The sequence below is a fragment of the Pseudomonas sp. FP2254 genome (assembly GCF_030687695.1).
In the GTDB taxonomy this organism is placed as follows: domain Bacteria; phylum Pseudomonadota; class Gammaproteobacteria; order Pseudomonadales; family Pseudomonadaceae; genus Aquipseudomonas; species Aquipseudomonas quebecensis.
Map to the genome: position 1 here is coordinate 1,310,905 of NZ_CP117444.1, position 16,960 is coordinate 1,327,864.

Consider the following 16,960-nt stretch of genomic DNA (forward strand, 5'->3'; position numbering starts at 1 on the left):
GGATCCCTCCCGTAATTGAGCCCGCACTTTACCATCCGTGGCGTACGGCCACCATTGGAAGGCAGGGAAGGGTAGGCGCAAGAAGCCCGGCCCAGTTGAAGGCCAGCAATTCGTTTTCAGAGGGAAGTTGCGATCGCCCGGGCGAGTTGGGCGTCTGACATCAGCGGCGGTGCGGCGTTGGAGCGGTAGTATCTGGAGGCTTGCTCAAACTGCGCGCCGCGGATCTCGCCATCCGAACCAATGAACGCCAGAGCGTCGGTCTTCGCCGATTTGAAAACCTTTGGCGGCTCGGTCGTGAGTGATGTGGTCGCCCCAACCAAAATGGTTGGCGCGGAGATTGTGAGAAATATCGCGGCAGCGATAGGGTTGGCGCCATCACCTGATACGGCCTGCGTGCTGACCGATGCCAGCAGTGCGATCGCTAGAGTCTTCCATGAGTCCATTCTTCTTTACTTCCATTGCATCAAGAGGGCGCCACAATAGCAGAGCAGAGCGTTCGCCAGATACAAGAAGCCCGGCGCAGGGCCGGGCTTATTCAGTAGCTAAATACTATGCCGTTTGCGCTGGGCGCGTCGCCTGGGTTTTAGGCTTTACCACGTCCCTTGCGGTGACCACGAATAGGACAATGCCCGCGATAAAGAACGCCCACGAAACCCCCTCCATTTTTGTGATGTACTCAGGATAAAAAGAGCACGCCACAAATGCTATGCCGTTCGGCACCCCCGCCGCTGAAACCAATTTACCTAATGAAATCTGGAGGTTGTCTTCGGAGTGTCGAGCCCAGAACATGTGTAATGCGAAGATAATCAGGCAAAAGCCCCCTGTGATTTTCCACAGGTTCTGAAAATAAAACTCAAGGTATTCAATCATTGCGCTTGAGCCTCAGCCATCCAGATAGGTAGCGACCAGCCACGAAAGCTGCAAGGACTATCACCAATGATGCGGCGTTGGCTGGAGGGGTGCCAAATAGTGCTTTTGAAATTTCGCCTGATGCTGCCCCGGCGATCGATGCCAATCCCACCATCATAGATAGGTCTCGATTGTCGAATTTCAGAAAATTGATCACGATTCCCCTCCTTGCACTAGCGTTGCGTACCGTTACAGTGTAACCCGAAAAGACGATACTATCGACTGATCGAATATAAGCATGGTCACAAGCGATTTCAATCCGGTGGCGAACTTGACCCTGCTGCGTGAAGTGGACAGGCCTAGAAATTCCCGAGCCCGCCTCAATCGACTCCAAAAACTGAACGGCAATGCTCATCAGATCCACCCCATCAGGCGCGACACTACGGTTTGAGCAGAAAACGTTTCCATTCCGCCGCATCGAGCACAGGATATATAGAAGGAGTTTATACCTCCCGAATGCTGATAAGGGGTGGATAGGTTTAGTACAATAGGCATTCCGTCGTGGGATGGAATGTCCCAGGTCTCACTACCACAAAACCTACACCCAGCGCTGTTGAGATTGTTTTTTAAAACAAAATCACGAAGCTCTTCCAAAGAAACGTCTTGCGCGTAAGCCTTGCCGTCTTCCCTTATTTTCAATTTAAAACTCCATTATTCAGATATACAGCTTCTCGCCGCGTCGAACCATGCGCCTACTCGGGCTTGCTCCGGATTATTTGCCCCGCCTTCACCTCTTCCGCATAACCCGCCAGTCGATCCTCGTCCGCATGAAGCACCGTGCACATCTTCAGCACGGCCTGAGCGTCCGCCTCATTCCCGGCAAGGCTCAGTCGCTCTGCAATCCTCATCAGCTCTACGGCTGACCACTTGAGGTCGGAGGCGACGCCTTGCAGGTCGCGCTTTAGGTCTTGGTTTGGCTTGGTCAGGGACATAGCGTCACACCGGTTGTCCGTTCCAGACATAAAGCACCCGGGCCAGGATATGGGTGTCATCCACTCGAATGTCCTCTGGGGCGTGATGCTTGTTGTCCGAAATCATCTTGAAGCGATCCTTGCCTTTCTTTTGAAGGCGCTTCACGTACAGCATCTCGTCGTGGGAGAAGAGGTAGATGCCATCGCCGGAGAACTCCCGGATCGTGATGTCGACCAGTAGCGGGTCGCGATCCTTGATGGTTGGAGCCATCGACTGACCCCAGCCGGTGATCATCTTGAGATGGAAGTGTTCTTTGAAGGTGACGCCCAGGTCACGCAGGTGCTTAGGGCTGACCCGTATGTCCTGGAGCATTTCCGGGTATTCGTGCGGGATCTGCCCGCCGCCCATCGCTGCTCGTACGTCGTAGTGCGCAATCCACACCTCGTCACCGACCTGTCCGGGGCGAGAAAAGTCGACGGTTATGACGTTGCTCGTCTCGTCCGCCGCCGCGATGATCCGGTCACGAGCGGTACTGGTTAATCCTTTGACCTTCGAAAGCATCCGCTTTATCTGCTCTGCCGCAGTTTGTGCTGACTGCGCGTCCGGCTGCTCGTCAGGAAAAGTTCCGTCAACTGACTCCATCGACTCGCCCGGCGATATGGAATCGAACCAACCTCTGGGCAGCTTTTCGATCGCCTCAATTCTCCTCGCTACATCGTCTCCCAAATTTTTCGCAGTCTTGTCCGACAAAATTTGACTCAGGTGAGCAGGGGCCATCCCCCAGCGCTCGGCGCACGCGCCTTTCCGCTGGGTTCCTATAAGGCTGATCAGTTTCTGCTTGCGAATCGCATAGATATCCATGCGGGCAAGAATGCCAGCGTTTAGCTCAATGCTAAATGTGCTCAAAGCTAAATATTCCTTGCTACGATATTAGCCATAAGCTAAATTTCTCCTATGTTTAAGGAGAGATCCCATGAATGACCATCTGCGTGACTGGCTCGCCAGCGCTTCAAACGAACGGCGCCAGTCAGTGGCTGCTGCTGCCAAGACGACGGTAGGGCACCTGTGGCAGCTGGCAGGCGGTCACCGAAAAGCCTCGGCCGACCTAGCAGAGCGCCTTCAGGACGCATCAGGTGGAGAGATCACCATCGCAGGTTTGCGACCGGATCTTCTCGACCTGGCGCACAAAGTCCTACGCGGCGCCGCCTGACATCCCTGCCCGCCGTTCCATTGAGCAAATGATCGCCTCTGCACCTGCAGGGCGCCACGTAAAGAATTTCGAGGTGTTACATGCAGGAATTGATGAAGGCGATCTATGACGTGGTGGACGACCACGGGGCAGGGCGGATTGCGGACGGCGCCAGCTTCTCTTCGAAGACGCTGCTTTCTCAAAAGGCGAACCCGGACTACGACAGCCACAAGCTGAACGTCCAGGAGCTGCACCGAATTATGAAGTTCACCCAGGACTTCCGCCCACTGAAGGCATGGGCTGAGGCTTTTGGCTTCGACTTGGTGCCGAAGGAAAAGCCCGAGGGCATCAACCTCAACACAGCACTGCTGCGCCTGCACGCCGACCTGGCCGATGTGACCCGCCTTGCGTTCGACGCCCAGGCCGATGGTCGCGTTTGCTCTCGCGAGAAATCCGAACTGCTCAAGGAGGCTGAGGAAGTGATCGTCAGCCTGGAAGTGTTCAAGCAGTCCGTGAAGGCGGCCTGAATTACAGACACAAAAAAGCCACCGGACGAGGGTGGCTTTTTCTACAGCGGTAAACAACTGGAGCGAATCATGCACCAACACACAGAATCGATCAATAGCCACAACAATCTCGCGCCACGTTTTTCGCAATCTGAAAACGTGGCGCGCAATTCAGCAGTAATTCCGTTCGACTTCGACGGGGCCGCAATTCGGGTCATCACCGACAAGCTCGGCGATCCGTGGTTTGTCGCGCGCGATGTCGCTGACGCCCTCGGCTACTCCAAGCCAGAGAACGCCGTGTCCCGTCACTGCAAGGCTGCGACCACTACCCCGAAACAGGGTGGTGGTTTCATGACCATCATTCCTGAGCGGGACCTGTACCGGCTGGTGATGAAGTCCAAGCTGCCGGCTGCCGAGAAGTTTGAAGAGTGGGTGGTGGGCCAGGTCCTGCCGAGCATTCGAAAGACCGGCACCTTTTCCACCCAGGGCCCGAACAACTCCAAGATCGTCGGCGAGCTCGCCATCTTGGAATGCTTCGACCGCCTGCTGAAGCCTGCGAACTCCAGCAAGATGATGATGCTTGCGCAGATCGCCGCCAACAACGGCTTGGATGCCAAGTTCCTCCCGGGCTATGCCGTGGACGCTGCGCCTGATGCTGCTGGCGGCTCTTCCATGCCGACCAAGGCAATCACCGCCCTTATCAAAGATCACGCCATAGCTAGCACCGCGCACGCCTTCAACATTGCACTGGAGGCCCACGGCTTCCTCAGGATTCTCCAGCGCAAAAACTCCAAGCAGGAAATGGTCGATTTCTGGTCCGTGACCGAGAAGGGCATGGCCTACGGCAAAAACCTCACCAGCCCTCAATGCCCCCGCGAGACGCAACCTCATTGGTACGTGGATCGCTTCCTTGAATTGGCCGCTAAGGTCGGGAAGGCCTGACATGCAATACACCGTCACGATTAACCAGGTGAAGGCGCTGGAGTGGGGGCTGAATTCTCAGCAGGCCCTGCTGTTTGCCTTCGTCTACGGCTGCCCGAGCTGGACCAAGCCAATCAAGACCGATGACGGGGTCTTCTTCGCGCTGAGCAAGGCAAAGATCACTGAGGAGCTGCCGCTGCTCACAGACAAGCCAGACACCGCTTACCGCATGCTGAAGGCCCTTGAAGAGGCCGGGTTGATTGAGCTTTCCAGCACTTCGAACATCACGCTTTTTCGCCTTACCGAGAAGGCCATCGAGTGGAACCAGAAGCTCGACGGGTCGGAAAAATATCCGACCCCACCAAACAATAAGGGTCGGAAAAAAATCCGATCTACCTCGGATAAATCTCCGAGCAAGGTCGGAAAAAAATCCGAGCAAGGGTCGGATAAATCTCCGACAAATCAGGATACCACTCATCAGGGTACCAATCAGGACACCAGTCAGGACTTGCAGGACGCCACCGGCAAGCCGGCTCAGTCCCGCGGCTTGGTGCTGGTGGTTGACCGCACCGATACTCCCCGGGTCGAGATCCCCGCTGACATGCCGGGCCCCAAAGACCAAACCTGCAAAACCTTCAAGGTCTGGGCGAACTACGCCATGGCTTACCGCAAACGCTACGGCGCCTGGCCGGTGTGGAATGCCAAGGTCGGCGGCCAGCTCGGCCAGCTGGTTGACCGCCTCGGCGCCGATGTTGCCCACCACGTTGCCGCCCACTTCCTGAAAACCAGCGATGCCGCTGTACTGCGCAAGTGCCATAGCCTCAACGAGCTGCTGGCCAACGCCGAGAGCTATCACACCCAGTGGGTAACCGGGCAGCGCATCAACGGCACAACCGCCCGCCAGATGGAACGGACTGAGGCAAACCTATCCGCCGCCGAGCAGGCCGCCCAGATGGTTCTGGCCAAACGCCAAGCAGGTGACCGCAATGAATACCTCTGAAATGAACGACCAGCAGGTTGCCGGGCTGGCCGCCGCCATCTGCGCCACAGCCGAGGCCATGGGCCAGGAAATGAACCCGGGGACCGCCGCAATGATGGCCGAAGACCTTTGCGCTTACCCGGTGCCCGTCGTCAAAGCAGCGCTGAAGGCCTGCCGCTTTGAGGTGAAGGGCAAGCTGGCGATGGCCGACATCCTGCAGCGCGTCCAGTCCTCCGATGGGCGCCCGGGCAAGGACGAAGCCTGGGCCATTGCCATGACCACCAACGATGAATTTGAAACGGTGGTGCTCACCGACGAGATTCAGCTGGCCCTGGCCGCTGCGAAACCCATCTTGGATGGCGGCGACAAAATCGGGGCACGCATGGCGTTCATCGACGCCTACCAGCGGTTCGTGGGCCAGGCCCGCGAGGATGCGAAGCCGGTCAACTGGCACGTATCCGTAGGCTTCGACGCCAACCTCCGTATCCAGGCTGTGACCAAGGCGATGGAGCTGAAGCGCATCCCCCGCGAACACGCACAGAAGTACCTGGCCGACCTGAGCATTGTTCCGATCACCGAGGATGGGCGCGCTATTGCTGGCCTGCTCACTGGTGCTGTGACTCAGCCTGCGCCGGTGCTGCGCAAGAAGCTGGAACTGGTGAAGAACTCAATGATGGAAATGCGGATGGCCAGCGAAGAGCGAAAGCTTGAAATGCGCATTGAAGCGGCAAACGAGTTGGCGGATCGCCGGGCGTTGCTGATCAAGCAGGCACAGGAATTGGAGTCACGAGCATGAAACGAGCAAACCCAGCACAGCTACGCCAATCCCTTGAGATGGCGAACACCATGGTCAAGCACGGCATTCGTTTTGTGTGCATGCCGGTGGTGGATGAGGCGGACATGGCCAATCTCGCCAGCCAGGCCGCTGAGCGCTTTGATCGCCTGGCATTGATCGCAGAAGCAGCGGAGCGACGGACATGACCGACAAGATGCGTGAAGAGTTTGAAGTCTCGGTGCTGAGCGAATACCCAAATCAAAACATGGGCAGGTTTGCCACTGGGGATTACCAAAGCACCACGATTGAGCATTGCTGGTGGGCGTGGAAGAAATCCCGCGAGGCTCTGGTGATCGAGCTTCCAGAGCACTATCAATACGACAGCCCAGGCGAAGTAATTCCAGTCCTCAAAGATTGCCGCGCAGCTATCGAGGCCGCTGGCGTGAAGGTGTCCCAATGAATCTCTCGGCAGAGAACATCGGGCAAATCCGAGAACTGGTGCGCAGTGGCTACCCGCTCAAGGCGCGCGATGCCAAGGATTTGCTGGGTCACAACGACCACCTGGTCGAACTGCTGGAGGCTCGAGGCCGTTTGATGCTCGGCGTTGAGATCGAGCGCGACCAGCTCAAGGCCGAGAACGAGGCGCTGCTTGAAGAAGTCGCGCTGGACGACAAGCTCATTGCTGACCGTGATCGCCTGCTGAATATGTTCGAGTGCCCTGTTCACGGGCAGTGCATCCCTTACGCGATGGGCCAGGTCGAGGCGCTGCGCAAGGATGCTAGTCGGTGGCGTGCATTCATCACCTGCGCCCACATCAAGTTCTTCGGATGGGTCGGGTACGGGGAGAAAGACCCCTATGGAAACAGCCCTGGCAACTACCGGCACTTCGGCGGTGAGTTCTGGACGATCCACGACGCGCCAACTGCCGACAAGGAGAAGGCCGCCGAGATCCTGAACGGTTTCGCTGACGCAGCGGTCGCCGCCATGGGCAAGGGAGAGCAGTCATGAGCCTCAGCTCAATCGCTTTGTGGTTGGGCTACGGCTCAATGATCGTTGGCGCCGTGCTGCTGATCACGTCGATGCTCTTCGTTGTCGGTTGCGCGCTTGCCGCGGTCGCCAACAAGAACCTTCGCGCGCTGATCCGTATTTATGACTTGAAGACCCTGCGCGCGACCATGCGTCAGCTTGAGGCAGAAGGAAAAGTCAGCAAGAAGACGGGGGCTCAGTCATGACTGACAAGATCAGCGTCAACTGCCGCTCCATGCTCACTGAGGCCATCACCCGCATGTCCAAGATGTTCGAGGACAAGCACTTCGTGGTGGTCTCGCTGCGCCCGGGCAAGGATCGCACCCTGGACCAGAACCGCCTGTGGTTCGCCATGTACAAGCGCATTGCCGAGATGACCCAGTTGGGCGATCCGGCCGAGGCGCGCAAGTACTGCAAGCTGCACATCGGCGTACAGATCCTGCTGAACGAGGACGCCGGTTTCCAGGCTGAGTGGTACCGGGTAATGCGCCACCTCCCGTACGAAACCAAGCTGGACATGATGGGCGAGTGCCACCTGTTCGGGCCGGACGGCTTCCCGGTGACCAGCCTTTTTAACCGTGCCCAGGGCATCGCTTACACCGACCGTATCGTCGCACGCTTTGCTCCGCAGGGCGTGTACTTCTCTGACCTGCTTAGCCAGGAGGCCGCATGAGCCATAACTTCAAGGCGGCCGATCTGGCGCTGACGCTGGTAGGGAATGATCTGTACCCGGCGATGACGCAGGTCGAGCTGGTCGAGACTCTGAAAGCCGGGGATGTATGGATCTACAAAGGCTTAACGCTTCCATTGGCGAAAACAGTTTGGGTGTGTCGATCCCGTCACTGGGAAATGATTTATCAGGCTAGCGATTTGATGCCCCTGCGCGGCGACTTCACCCCAGAGCAGCAGAAAGCCAAGGAGGCTGTATGAAGCGCACACCGCTGCAACGAAAGACTCCCCTCGCGTCCGGTGGGCCACGCCGCCGGCGCTGCCCAGAGTGCCGGGTGATGTTCGTGCCATTGCGCGATTCGCAGGCCGTGTGCGGTGAGATCGAGTGCGCGATCGCACACGGCAAATCCGAGAAGGGCCGCGCGATCGCCGGTAAAGCCCTGGCAGAAGTAGGACGCCGCGAGATCAAGGTCCGCAAGGAGAAGCTGAAGAGCAGGGCGGATCACCTCCGCGAAGCCCAGGCCGCGGTGAACGAGTACGTGCGCCTCCGTGACGCGCACCTGCCGTGCATCAGCTGCGACTCCACGCCGAACGACAACGACCTCATGACCGGCAGCCGCTGGGACGCCGGGCATTACCGCTCCGTCGGCGCCTGTCCGGAGCTGCGCTTCGAGCCGCTGAACATCCATCGCCAGTGTGTGAAGTGCAACCGCAACCTTTCCGGCAACGCCGTGGAGTACCGAATCCGACTGGTACAGCGCATCGGTGCCGAGAATGTCGTATGGCTGGAAGGGCTGCACCCTGCCTGCAAGTACACCGTCGAAGAGATCAAGGCCATCAAGGCCAAATACCGCGCAATGACCAAAGAACTGAAGAAGGGGCTCGCAGCATGAAACTGATCAATGCAAGGCAGGTATGGACTGAGGCTCAGCACGAATCGAACGCGTCGATCAGCGCTGTAGCCATCGACAAGGCCCAGTCAGCACCCATCAAGAAAGGTCAGCGCATGCGCCGCGCCGAGGCGGTGTTCGCTGCACTGGGCGATGACAAGGAGGAGCGCATTCAGGTCGTGCGCCAGAAGATCAGCATCAGCGAGACGCGCGGGACGCCCCTTGGCCGGTCCACTGCCCGCGCCGCACACCTCGCGACCATCGGCAAGGTGTTGCGCGCCATCGACACGCTGCCTTTCCAGGTGCAGCAGTTCGGCCACTATCTCTACCATCCAGCGATGAACATGCGGCATCTGCTTAATGCAGTGCTGCTGATCACCGCCAAGGCAGCATTGCCTGACCTCACTTCGGCCAAGCGAGTGAAGGCGCAGTACCTGGTTACCCTGGCCCTGCAATCTTACAAGGGGGAGGTAGCCGGATCTGCCGAATGGGGCCCAGCGCGGGTTGCTGCCGAGATGAACGCCTTCTTCGGCGTGACCATTGATCCGAAGAACTGGACGCGCGACTGGCTCGACCTGTGGGAATCCCTGAAAGAAGTTATCAAGGAAGTGGATATTCAGGCACAACAGCCGCTTTGGCAGGTGATCCACTCGGAAAAAGACCAAGAGGCGGCATAATCATATTGACATGACGGGGTTTTGCGCGTACTTTTCCCATAGTGCACAAGTAACGCGAAACGCACACGAGACCCTGAACCCGGCCAATCGCCGGGTTTTTGTTGGCTTATGCTGTGGAGATGCTTTCGATTCTGAGTATGCTGAGGTGTCGCAATCCGCGATGCTTTAGCTAAGGAAGCAGAGATGAGACGTAATTTGGATAGGGTTAAGCATTTACTTGATTTGGTTCAAGCCTATGCGGATCATGATGGCATTCTAGTAAATGAGCTGAAAGTGAAGTGGGCAGAGTCGGGCGGTGGCCAGACTCTGCCAGAAGAAGAGCTTCTCTATCTCAGTGCCCTGTGCGTGCACGAGGGTCTATTGAACATGTCGGAAAAGACGTATGCAGGCGGAAGGCTGATCCAAATGACCTGGAAGGGGCACGATTATCTTGATTCCAAAACTGTGAGCCCCCAAGGCTAGTTTTATTTTTTCTAAAAGCCCCGCCAACGTGCGGGGCTTTTTCGTTTTTGGCTCCACCACACCCATTGCTCCGAGCTGGGAGTGCTGCTGGAGCTGACCTATTTCAAACATGCCCCACGGAGTCGAGCGCATGGAGTATCTACAGCGCCTGCTCGACAAGATCGACAGGTTCGAATTGTTGATTGCGGGCCTGATTGGGGCTGTTGTTGCGAGCTGGTGGCACAAGGACGACTTGTCCGACTGGCGCGCCTGGATGGTGTTCTTGATCACAGGAGTTGCCTGCTCGCTGTACCTGACGAGCATGGTAAGCGCGTACCTGAATGTCACTGAGCCAAAGATCGTCGCCGGGATTGGTTTCCTCCTGGGCACCTTCGGCGGCTCGCTCCTGGCAGCAATCAACCGAGCCATCAAAGCCGCTGACCTCTGGGCGCTCATTCGCCAGCGGTTCGGGGGAGGCAATCCACCATGAATCTTGAACTGATCAACTCCATCGCCTGCGGCCTTATCGCGGCCTGGGCGACCTGGTGCGTACTGAGCGGGAAAGTGAGGGACGGCATCCTCGGGAAGCTGATCTACTCGACGATCGCGATCAGCGGTTTCGTCGTTATGGCTCGCAGCCAGAACATCTTCTTCGGCCCGACCAGCGCCGGCCTGACGCTGCATGTGTCCCTGGCCCTGGCCGGTGCCCGGCACGTCTTCATGGTCACGTACTGGCAGCCGGTTAAAGCCTGGCTGTGCCGGACGCTGAACTGCGAGCACTGCATGAGCTGTGACAAGGCGCCAGGTGGTGTCGAGCGCCGGGGTAAGTAATCCGCGCCACGTTTTCGCAACTCACCAAATTGTGGCGCGGAATGCGCCGAGGGCATCGCCATGGCTTCGAATACCAATTCCTCCAAGACTGTCACCCTGTTGGGCGGGATCGCGCTTGTGATTATCGTCCTGGCAGTGGCGGCCTTCAGTTTCGTGTGACGCCATGAAAGTAATCGTAACCAAGCTCTTGGGGTCGGCTGAGGTCGAGTTCCTGCGTGAAGGTGTGGTCGTCCACCGTGAGCGCTTTACCGGCAAGACAGATTCCGAATACCGCCGCACGATCGCCACAAAGGAGCCGTTCGACAGCCACCGCTGCCGGTTTGTGACGGCAACGCCTGCTGATCGCGCATTCCAGTACGAGGTTGCACCGTGAGCAAAGTGACTCGCCTGCGGCACGTACTGCCGATGAGCCCGGACATCAACGCTGCGGTAGGCGCTCTCGACAATGCGATTGCCGATGCAGTGGACGCCGCCAAGGCTGCCGGGCTACCCCAGGGCCTGATCGTTGGACTGCTCCACGGCCACGCCCATGCACAGACGCATCAGATGGTGACCGTATGACCGTCAAGGTTCTTGAGTTCAAGCGGGAAGACTGGCGCGATGCCGCCAAGACCCTGCGCAAAATTGCCGATGACCTTGATGCTGGCGAGCATCCCGAGTGCGCTGTAGGCGCCTTGACGCTGATCGGCGCGAAGGGAGAGGTGACCGTGTTCGGTCTCGGCCCGAAGTGCGACGACCTGCAGTGCCTCGGTGCGATGCGTCTGGGTGAGCAGAAGCTGATTGATGTGCTGCTGGACAGCCTTGATGGTTGAGTAATCATTTCTCGGTTCGAGCCCGTTTTGCGATCAAGGCTTCTCTTTTCAAAGCTACTGCAAGCATGGCCGTTGCGGTGAGGGCTGGCATCAGAAAAATGTATGTTGTGTTCGCAATCTCTTGGGCAATGCACGCCCAAAGCACGCCCCATATCGCAGTGGCTACAACTCCGACTATCAGAATGCTCTTGTTCTGTATTTTTGGAGCGGAGGACATTGAGATCTTATAGATCTTCCAATTTGTCCATAGGCAGAAGACTGAAATCGATATGGCGCCGAGTACCGGGGGCAACATGGTCCAGCCTTCTGGCAGGGAGCCTATCGTTCCGGCGAGGAAAAAGAAGGCGCCCCAAATAAAAATCAAAGTTACCGGCAACATTCCCGCAATTGCGCTGATGGTCAGAAAGATTCGGAGTTTCGTAAGGCTATTCAACGTTCCCCTCCAAGGGCTTCTGTGCTCCAACTACTTATTCGTAATCTCTGCATATGGCCATTATTTAACTTTAAGGTGAATTATGGACCGGCCGATGCCGCCAGCGTCAACGCTTGAGCTGTCCGACTTCGGTATCCGCCTGACACCGGCTCCTGAAGTATGGGAATGGCTCCAAGCCGAGATCCTTGCCGACACAGGCAGCATCCATAACGAAGATCATGCCCACTTACTGGATGCAGACATCCGGGTCATGTGGGCGTCGTCAAGCTTCGAGAAGCAAGGCCGCACCGTCCTGGGCCAGGCCGAACAGGTAGCGTTCCGCGCTGGTGGCTGGCAGAAAGCGCGAATGGAGCAGCAGATGCGTGATTGGTTCGGCGATGTGCCGGCCTTCATCATCACCCTGGCGGCTGACTACTGCTCCCAGTGCAGCGACACCGACTTCTGTGCCCTGGTAGAGCATGAGCTGTACCACATCGCACACGCCATGGATAAGTACGGTCAGCCAGCCTTCAACAAGGAAGGCGCACCCAAGCTGGAGATGCGCGGCCATGACGTCGAAGAATTCGTCGGTGTGGTCCGCCGCTATGGTGCGAGCCCTGACGTTCAAGCGTTGGTGGATGCTGCAAACAGTCCTGCTGAGGTGGGGAAATTGAACATTGCGAGGGCCTGCGGAACCTGTCTGCTCAAGTCGGCCTGATTCCATGACAGGTATTGACGGATGACAACCATATGGCAGTACTACGAAGCGAGGTCAAAGCCTTCATCGTTCAGGCTCTGGCCTGCTTCGATACGCCGTCCCAGGTGGTAGCAGCGGTCAAGACAGAATTCGGGATTGAGATCACCCGACAGCAATGCGAAACGCACGACCCGACAAAGTTTGCCGGGCAGAAGCTCGGCAAGACCTGGGTGGACCTGTTCCACGCTGCTCGCAAGCGATTCCGTGAAGAGACAACCGATATCCCCATTGCCAATCGCGCGTACCGACTTCGCGGTCTTGGGCGGCTGGCCGAGAAGGCTGAGAGCATGCGCAACCTGGCGCTGACTGCTCAGTTGTATGAGCAGGCCGCCAAAGAAGTGGGCGATGCCTACGTGAATCGCCGCCTTGAACCTGAAAAGCCTTTGGGCTCCCACGCTGACCAGCAGCACGCCGTTGCTGAGTACACCCTGGAGCCTGATGAGAATGTCCCCGCTACCCCGTACCTATGACCCGCCGGTAAAGCTGACGCCGAAACAGGCGAACATTTACTGCTGGGGTTTTCAGCCTGAGGCCCGCTTTCGCGATGCGGTGTGTGGTCGCCGGTTCGGTAAGACGTTCCTGGGTAAGGCTGAGATGCGCCGCGCTGCACGTCTGGCTGCTGAGTGGGGCGTGAGCGTTGAGGACGAGATTTGGTATGGCGCGCCGACCTTCAAGCAGGCCAAACGCGTGTTCTGGCGTCGGCTGAAGCAGGCCATCCCCGAAGCATGGCGCGCCCACCGTCCGAACGAGACGGAATGCTCGATCACGCTCAAGTCCGGCCACATCATGCGCGTGGTTGGGCTCGACAACTACGACAATCTGCGGGGCTCAGGTCTTTTTTTCGTCCTGGTGGATGAATGGGCGGACTGTCCATGGGAGGCATGGGAAGAGGTCCTGCGTCCTATGCTCTCGACCTGCCAATACTCGATACCGGGCATCGGCATGCGAAAAGGTGGCCACGCGCTGCGCATCGGCACGCCAAAGGGCTTCAACCATTGCTACGACACGTTCCTCGATGGCCGACCAGGTCATGAGCCCGATCACAAGAGTTGGCTGTACACATCGCTCGACGGCGGAAACGTTCCGGCCGAAGAGCTGGAAGCTGCCCGCCGCAAGATGGATCCTCGGACCTTCCGGCAAGAATACGAGGCCAGCTTCGAGAACTACCAGGGCGTCGTCTACTACACGTTCAATCGTGAGGCGAACCGAACCAGCGAGACGATCAAGCGCGGCGAGGCGCTGCACATCGGCATGGACTTCAACGTCATGAAGATGGCCGCCGTGGTGCATGTCATCCGTGACGATCTGCCATTGGCCCTCAGCGAGTTCTCCGAGGTGCGCGACACGCCGGAGATGATCGAGAAGATCAAGCTTCGCTTCCCTGATCACAGCATTGCGATCTACCCAGACGCCAGTGGCCAGAACACAAGCAGCAAGAGCGCGAGCGAGTCTGACCTGTCACTGCTCAGGAAGGCCGGGTTCACCGTGGTGGTGGATTCGACTAACCCAGCGGTGAAAGACCGGGTCAACGCCATGTGCGCGATGTTCGCCAACACGTACGGCGAGCACCGTTACTTGGTCAACGTCGATCAATGCCCGAAATACACGCAGTGCCTGGAACGCCAGATCTACACCGACAAGGGCGAGCCCGACAAGAAGGCCGGCTATGACCACCTCGTGGACGCCCCTGGCTACTTCATTGCCAAGCGCTACCCGATCAAAACACGCACAGGCGGAACACGCCGAATTGGAGGCTTGGCCTGATGCCAGTGCAATCGACAAACCCTGACTACGACGCGCACATCGCTGAGTGGGAGATGATGGACGACGCGCTCGAGGGTGAGTGCGCCGTGAAGCGCAACGAGCGCAATCTGCCAAAGCCAAGCGGCATGGTCGAAGCCGAAAAGATCGACGGCGCCGGCAACAAGTACCTCTACGAGAACTACACGAACCGGGCTCAGTACGAGCACTGGGTGCGCGACTCGCTGCGTTCGATGATGGGCCTGGTCTCGCGGCTTATCCCGGAGATTGATCTGCCTGCCGGGCTGAAGGGGCTGGAGGACAATGCCACAGCCGACGGCTTCGGCCTGAAGCAGTTGTTCTTCCGCCTAGTGCGCCAGGCAATTTCCCATGGCCGGGTACCGCTGGTGGTGAACATCGACGATAGCGGCGAACCATACTTCTCGACGTACGCCACGCGCAACGCGATCAACTGGGACACGGCTGATCAAGGCGGCCGGCAGGACCTGGTGCTTTCTGTGTTCCGCGAGTTCCGCAAGAAGGGCGGCGATCGCTACAGCCATGACTGCATCACGGTTTTCCGTGAGTTCTTCATGCTAAACGAGGTCTGCTACACCGCCGTGCGGAATGAAGGCGGTGAGCTGATCGAGGACGAGAGGCCGCTGGGCACCACCGGTACCGACAACCGCCTGATCAAAGGCCTGCCATACCTGCCAGTTATCTACTGCGGTTCCACCGACAACTCCCCGGATGTCGATGAGGTGCCGCTGCTCACCATGGCGCGGGCCGCGCTGAAGTCCTACCAGTTGAGCGCTGACTACTTCACCTCGCTGCACCAGACCAGCCACCCGCAGCCGTGGGTCTCTGGTTTGGATGAGGCGGTGGAGCTGAGCGTCACCGGCCCATCGGCGGCATGGGACCTCGGTCCGAATGGCGAGTGCGGTTACCTGGAATTCCAAGGCGCCGGCATCGAAGCCGTGCGCAAAGCCATGGATGACCAGAAGAACGCCGCGCTTGAGGCAGGCGCCAAGGTCATGGACGTGGCCGGCACCGAGTCGGGCGAGGCGCGTAAAACACGCCAGAACGATCAGCACGCCACGCTGCACAGCATTGTCATCACGGTGGCCGAGGCAGTGGAGCAGGGCCTGCGGTACGCCGCAGAGTGGAAGGGCTACGACCCCAAGCAGGTCAAGTTCAAGGTGAACCCTGAGTTCGTCACCCCCGTGGTTGATGCCCAGGTGCTCGCCGAACTGCTCAAGGGCGTGATGGCCGGCACGCTCAGCGCCGACACCTACTGGCAGTACCTCACCACCGGCAAGCTGCCGGACCGCCCATACGAAGAAGAGGCCGACCTGATCAGCGATGAGCGCGAGTCGGCCGGCATCAACCTGGACAACGACGATGCCAACGACAACCCTGGCGCAGGCGGAAAGCCAACTGCTGGAGCAGACGACCCGCCACTCAGTAATGCTGGAGCGACTTAAGGCCGGTGAGGTCAAGAAGTTCGAGAAGTACCTGCGGCAGATCGACAAGCTGGTGCGGGAGCAGCTCACCCGAAAGGAACTTACCACCTACAGCCGGGACCGGCTTGAGCAGTTCCTGGCCCGGGTGGACGGAAAGCTGCTGGAGATATACAAGGCCTACGGCGACCTGGTGCAGGCAGATCTGGTCGATATCGCGCTGTACGAGTCGAGCTTTGAGGCCAAAAGCCTGAGCAATGCACTCTCCATCGATGCGGTGGTGCCGACCAACACGGTGATCCGGGCGGCGGTGTTCTCCTATCCGCTTCAGGTAAAGGGCGTCGACGGCGGCAAGCTGCTGAAGAGCTTCGTCAGCGGCTGGACGCGGACCGAGACGATGCGGGTTACGAACACGATCCGGCTCGGCTTCGGCCAGGGCCAGACCAATGCCCAGATTATCCAGGCGATTCGCGGTACCGCGGCGCAGAACTTCACGGACGGCGTCTTGGCGGTGAGTAACCGCAATGCTGCCTCTGTGGTGCAGACGGCAATCCAGCATGTGGCCACGACGGCACGGATGGAGACGCTAAAGGCCAACAGCGACGTGGTGCTAGGCTATCGCTGGGTGTCGACGCTCGACCGCAAGACCTCGCAGCAATGCAAGGGCCTGGACGGTATGCGCTTCGACTTGGGCAAGGGGCCGCTACCGCCGGCGCACATCAACTGCCGGTCAACCACGGTGCCGACCACCAGGCTTTCGGAGATGTTCGCCAAGGACGCCACGCGCGCTTCGGTGGGCGATAACGGCGGGGCCCAGGTCGACGCAGGCCTGAATTATTACGAGTGGCTGGCAACGCAACCGGCGAGCTTCCAGGATCATGCCCTCGGGCCTGTCCGGGGCAAGCTGTTCCGTGACGGCGGGCTGACGCCGGAGAAGTTCGCCAAGCTGCAGCTCGACAAGTCGTTCAAGCCGCTGACCCTGGCGCAGCTGAAGGAAGCCGAACCTGACATGTTCACCCGAGCAGGCGTTACACTTGGCACTCAACCAGGTTGA

30 protein-coding genes are annotated in these 16,960 nt (G+C 58.6%); 24 read left to right on the forward strand and 6 right to left on the reverse strand.

The window, feature by feature from the left end; all coding sequences use genetic code 11:
• Positions 1-116: 116 nt before the first annotated feature.
• The 5 genes from PSH94_RS05840 to PSH94_RS05860 form a co-directional block, all read right to left on the reverse strand.
• A complete protein-coding gene (locus PSH94_RS05840) occupies positions 117-443 on the reverse strand; it encodes a DUF2388 domain-containing protein (protein ID WP_078825152.1) in 327 nt (108 codons plus the stop codon).
• Between the two features lie 106 nt (positions 444-549).
• Positions 550-870 carry a hypothetical protein gene (locus PSH94_RS05845; protein ID WP_305436795.1) on the reverse strand — a complete coding sequence of 107 codons (321 nt, stop codon included), beginning with the start codon at positions 868-870 and terminating at the stop codon, positions 550-552.
• Positions 863-1,264: a hypothetical protein gene (locus tag PSH94_RS05850; protein WP_305436796.1), complete on the reverse strand. Its 402-nt coding sequence runs from the start codon at positions 1,262-1,264 to the stop codon at positions 863-865. Before PSH94_RS05850 ends, PSH94_RS05845 begins: the two co-directional genes overlap by 8 nt.
• Positions 1,265-1,601: 337 nt before the next feature.
• On the reverse strand, positions 1,602-1,841 hold the full coding sequence (locus tag PSH94_RS05855) for a hypothetical protein (protein ID WP_305436797.1): 240 nt from the start codon (positions 1,839-1,841) through the stop codon (positions 1,602-1,604).
• Between the two features lie 4 nt (positions 1,842-1,845).
• A complete protein-coding gene (locus tag PSH94_RS05860; protein WP_305437719.1) occupies positions 1,846-2,682 on the reverse strand; it encodes a S24 family peptidase in 837 nt (278 codons plus the stop codon).
• Between the two features lie 112 nt (positions 2,683-2,794).
• Here PSH94_RS05860 and PSH94_RS05865 point away from each other — a divergent pair, with 112 nt between their 5' ends.
• The 19 genes from PSH94_RS05865 to PSH94_RS05955 all read left to right on the forward strand — a co-directional run bounded on the left by PSH94_RS05865 (position 2,795) and on the right by PSH94_RS05955 (position 11,537).
• The gene (locus PSH94_RS05865) at positions 2,795-3,031 is read left to right on the forward strand and encodes a hypothetical protein (protein ID WP_017479602.1); all 237 of its coding nucleotides are present in this window, start codon (positions 2,795-2,797) and stop codon (positions 3,029-3,031) included.
• 80 nt (positions 3,032-3,111) lie between these two features.
• The gene (locus PSH94_RS05870) at positions 3,112-3,537 is read left to right on the forward strand and encodes a phage regulatory CII family protein (RefSeq protein ID WP_305436798.1); all 426 of its coding nucleotides are present in this window, start codon (positions 3,112-3,114) and stop codon (positions 3,535-3,537) included.
• 69 nt (positions 3,538-3,606) lie between these two features.
• Positions 3,607-4,458 carry a BRO family protein gene (locus tag PSH94_RS05875; RefSeq protein ID WP_305436800.1) on the forward strand — a complete coding sequence of 284 codons (852 nt, stop codon included), beginning with the start codon at positions 3,607-3,609 and terminating at the stop codon, positions 4,456-4,458.
• Between the two features lies 1 nt (position 4,459).
• The gene (locus PSH94_RS05880; RefSeq protein ID WP_305436801.1) at positions 4,460-5,437 is read left to right on the forward strand and encodes a phage replication protein; all 978 of its coding nucleotides are present in this window, start codon (positions 4,460-4,462) and stop codon (positions 5,435-5,437) included.
• Complete coding sequence (locus PSH94_RS05885) at positions 5,424-6,212, forward strand: hypothetical protein (RefSeq protein WP_305436802.1); 789 nt, start codon at positions 5,424-5,426, stop codon at positions 6,210-6,212. The genes PSH94_RS05880 and PSH94_RS05885 overlap by 14 nt, the downstream gene beginning before the upstream one ends.
• A complete protein-coding gene (locus PSH94_RS05890) occupies positions 6,209-6,397 on the forward strand; it encodes a DUF1382 family protein (protein WP_305436803.1) in 189 nt (62 codons plus the stop codon). Before PSH94_RS05885 ends, PSH94_RS05890 begins: the two co-directional genes overlap by 4 nt.
• Positions 6,394-6,651: a hypothetical protein gene (locus tag PSH94_RS05895; protein ID WP_305436804.1), complete on the forward strand. Its 258-nt coding sequence runs from the start codon at positions 6,394-6,396 to the stop codon at positions 6,649-6,651. The genes PSH94_RS05890 and PSH94_RS05895 overlap by 4 nt, the downstream gene beginning before the upstream one ends.
• A complete protein-coding gene (locus PSH94_RS05900; RefSeq protein ID WP_305436806.1) occupies positions 6,648-7,199 on the forward strand; it encodes a hypothetical protein in 552 nt (183 codons plus the stop codon). The genes PSH94_RS05895 and PSH94_RS05900 overlap by 4 nt, the downstream gene beginning before the upstream one ends.
• Positions 7,196-7,423 (forward strand): hypothetical protein, encoded by a 228-nt coding sequence (locus PSH94_RS05905; protein ID WP_305436807.1) that lies wholly within the window; start codon positions 7,196-7,198, stop codon positions 7,421-7,423. Before PSH94_RS05900 ends, PSH94_RS05905 begins: the two co-directional genes overlap by 4 nt.
• The gene (locus PSH94_RS05910) at positions 7,420-7,890 is read left to right on the forward strand and encodes a hypothetical protein (protein ID WP_305436809.1); all 471 of its coding nucleotides are present in this window, start codon (positions 7,420-7,422) and stop codon (positions 7,888-7,890) included. Before PSH94_RS05905 ends, PSH94_RS05910 begins: the two co-directional genes overlap by 4 nt.
• Positions 7,887-8,147, forward strand: coding sequence for a hypothetical protein (locus tag PSH94_RS05915; RefSeq protein WP_305436810.1), 261 nt, complete (start codon positions 7,887-7,889; stop codon positions 8,145-8,147). The genes PSH94_RS05910 and PSH94_RS05915 overlap by 4 nt, the downstream gene beginning before the upstream one ends.
• Positions 8,144-8,779, forward strand: a complete 636-nt coding sequence (locus PSH94_RS05920) for a recombination protein NinG (protein ID WP_305436812.1) — start codon at positions 8,144-8,146, stop codon at positions 8,777-8,779. The genes PSH94_RS05915 and PSH94_RS05920 overlap by 4 nt, the downstream gene beginning before the upstream one ends.
• Complete coding sequence (locus PSH94_RS05925; RefSeq protein WP_305436814.1) at positions 8,776-9,453, forward strand: hypothetical protein; 678 nt, start codon at positions 8,776-8,778, stop codon at positions 9,451-9,453. The genes PSH94_RS05920 and PSH94_RS05925 overlap by 4 nt, the downstream gene beginning before the upstream one ends.
• Positions 9,454-9,636: 183 nt before the next feature.
• Positions 9,637-9,915: a hypothetical protein gene (locus PSH94_RS05930; protein WP_305436816.1), complete on the forward strand. Its 279-nt coding sequence runs from the start codon at positions 9,637-9,639 to the stop codon at positions 9,913-9,915.
• Between the two features lie 130 nt (positions 9,916-10,045).
• Positions 10,046-10,384 (forward strand): hypothetical protein, encoded by a 339-nt coding sequence (locus PSH94_RS05935; protein WP_010211438.1) that lies wholly within the window; start codon positions 10,046-10,048, stop codon positions 10,382-10,384.
• A complete protein-coding gene (locus tag PSH94_RS05940) occupies positions 10,381-10,725 on the forward strand; it encodes a hypothetical protein (protein ID WP_305436818.1) in 345 nt (114 codons plus the stop codon). Before PSH94_RS05935 ends, PSH94_RS05940 begins: the two co-directional genes overlap by 4 nt.
• A gap of 163 nt (positions 10,726-10,888) precedes the next feature.
• The gene (locus PSH94_RS05945) at positions 10,889-11,098 is read left to right on the forward strand and encodes a hypothetical protein (RefSeq protein WP_269133011.1); all 210 of its coding nucleotides are present in this window, start codon (positions 10,889-10,891) and stop codon (positions 11,096-11,098) included.
• The gene (locus tag PSH94_RS05950; protein ID WP_305436819.1) at positions 11,095-11,286 is read left to right on the forward strand and encodes a hypothetical protein; all 192 of its coding nucleotides are present in this window, start codon (positions 11,095-11,097) and stop codon (positions 11,284-11,286) included. The genes PSH94_RS05945 and PSH94_RS05950 overlap by 4 nt, the downstream gene beginning before the upstream one ends.
• Positions 11,283-11,537: a hypothetical protein gene (locus tag PSH94_RS05955; protein ID WP_305436821.1), complete on the forward strand. Its 255-nt coding sequence runs from the start codon at positions 11,283-11,285 to the stop codon at positions 11,535-11,537. Before PSH94_RS05950 ends, PSH94_RS05955 begins: the two co-directional genes overlap by 4 nt.
• 4 nt (positions 11,538-11,541) lie before the next feature.
• Here the strand turns inward: PSH94_RS05955 and PSH94_RS05960 are convergent, their stop codons facing one another.
• A complete protein-coding gene (locus PSH94_RS05960; protein WP_305436822.1) occupies positions 11,542-11,970 on the reverse strand; it encodes a hypothetical protein in 429 nt (142 codons plus the stop codon).
• An 82-nt stretch (positions 11,971-12,052) separates the two neighbouring features.
• Here PSH94_RS05960 and PSH94_RS05965 point away from each other — a divergent pair, with 82 nt between their 5' ends.
• From PSH94_RS05965 to PSH94_RS05985, 5 genes are read left to right on the forward strand one after another with little or no spacing between them, the layout of a single operon-like run.
• Entirely contained in the window at positions 12,053-12,667 is a 615-nt protein-coding gene (locus PSH94_RS05965; RefSeq protein WP_305436823.1) for a putative metallopeptidase, read from the forward strand.
• A 32-nt stretch (positions 12,668-12,699) separates the two neighbouring features.
• On the forward strand, positions 12,700-13,176 hold the full coding sequence (locus tag PSH94_RS05970; protein WP_034097514.1) for a DUF2280 domain-containing protein: 477 nt from the start codon (positions 12,700-12,702) through the stop codon (positions 13,174-13,176).
• Positions 13,151-14,470, forward strand: coding sequence for a terminase (locus PSH94_RS05975; protein WP_305436825.1), 1,320 nt, complete (start codon positions 13,151-13,153; stop codon positions 14,468-14,470). Before PSH94_RS05970 ends, PSH94_RS05975 begins: the two co-directional genes overlap by 26 nt.
• Positions 14,470-15,930, forward strand: a complete 1,461-nt coding sequence (locus tag PSH94_RS05980) for a DUF4055 domain-containing protein (RefSeq protein ID WP_305436826.1) — start codon at positions 14,470-14,472, stop codon at positions 15,928-15,930. The genes PSH94_RS05975 and PSH94_RS05980 overlap by 1 nt, the downstream gene beginning before the upstream one ends.
• Positions 15,848-16,960: a minor capsid protein gene (locus PSH94_RS05985; RefSeq protein WP_305436827.1), complete on the forward strand. Its 1,113-nt coding sequence runs from the start codon at positions 15,848-15,850 to the stop codon at positions 16,958-16,960. Before PSH94_RS05980 ends, PSH94_RS05985 begins: the two co-directional genes overlap by 83 nt.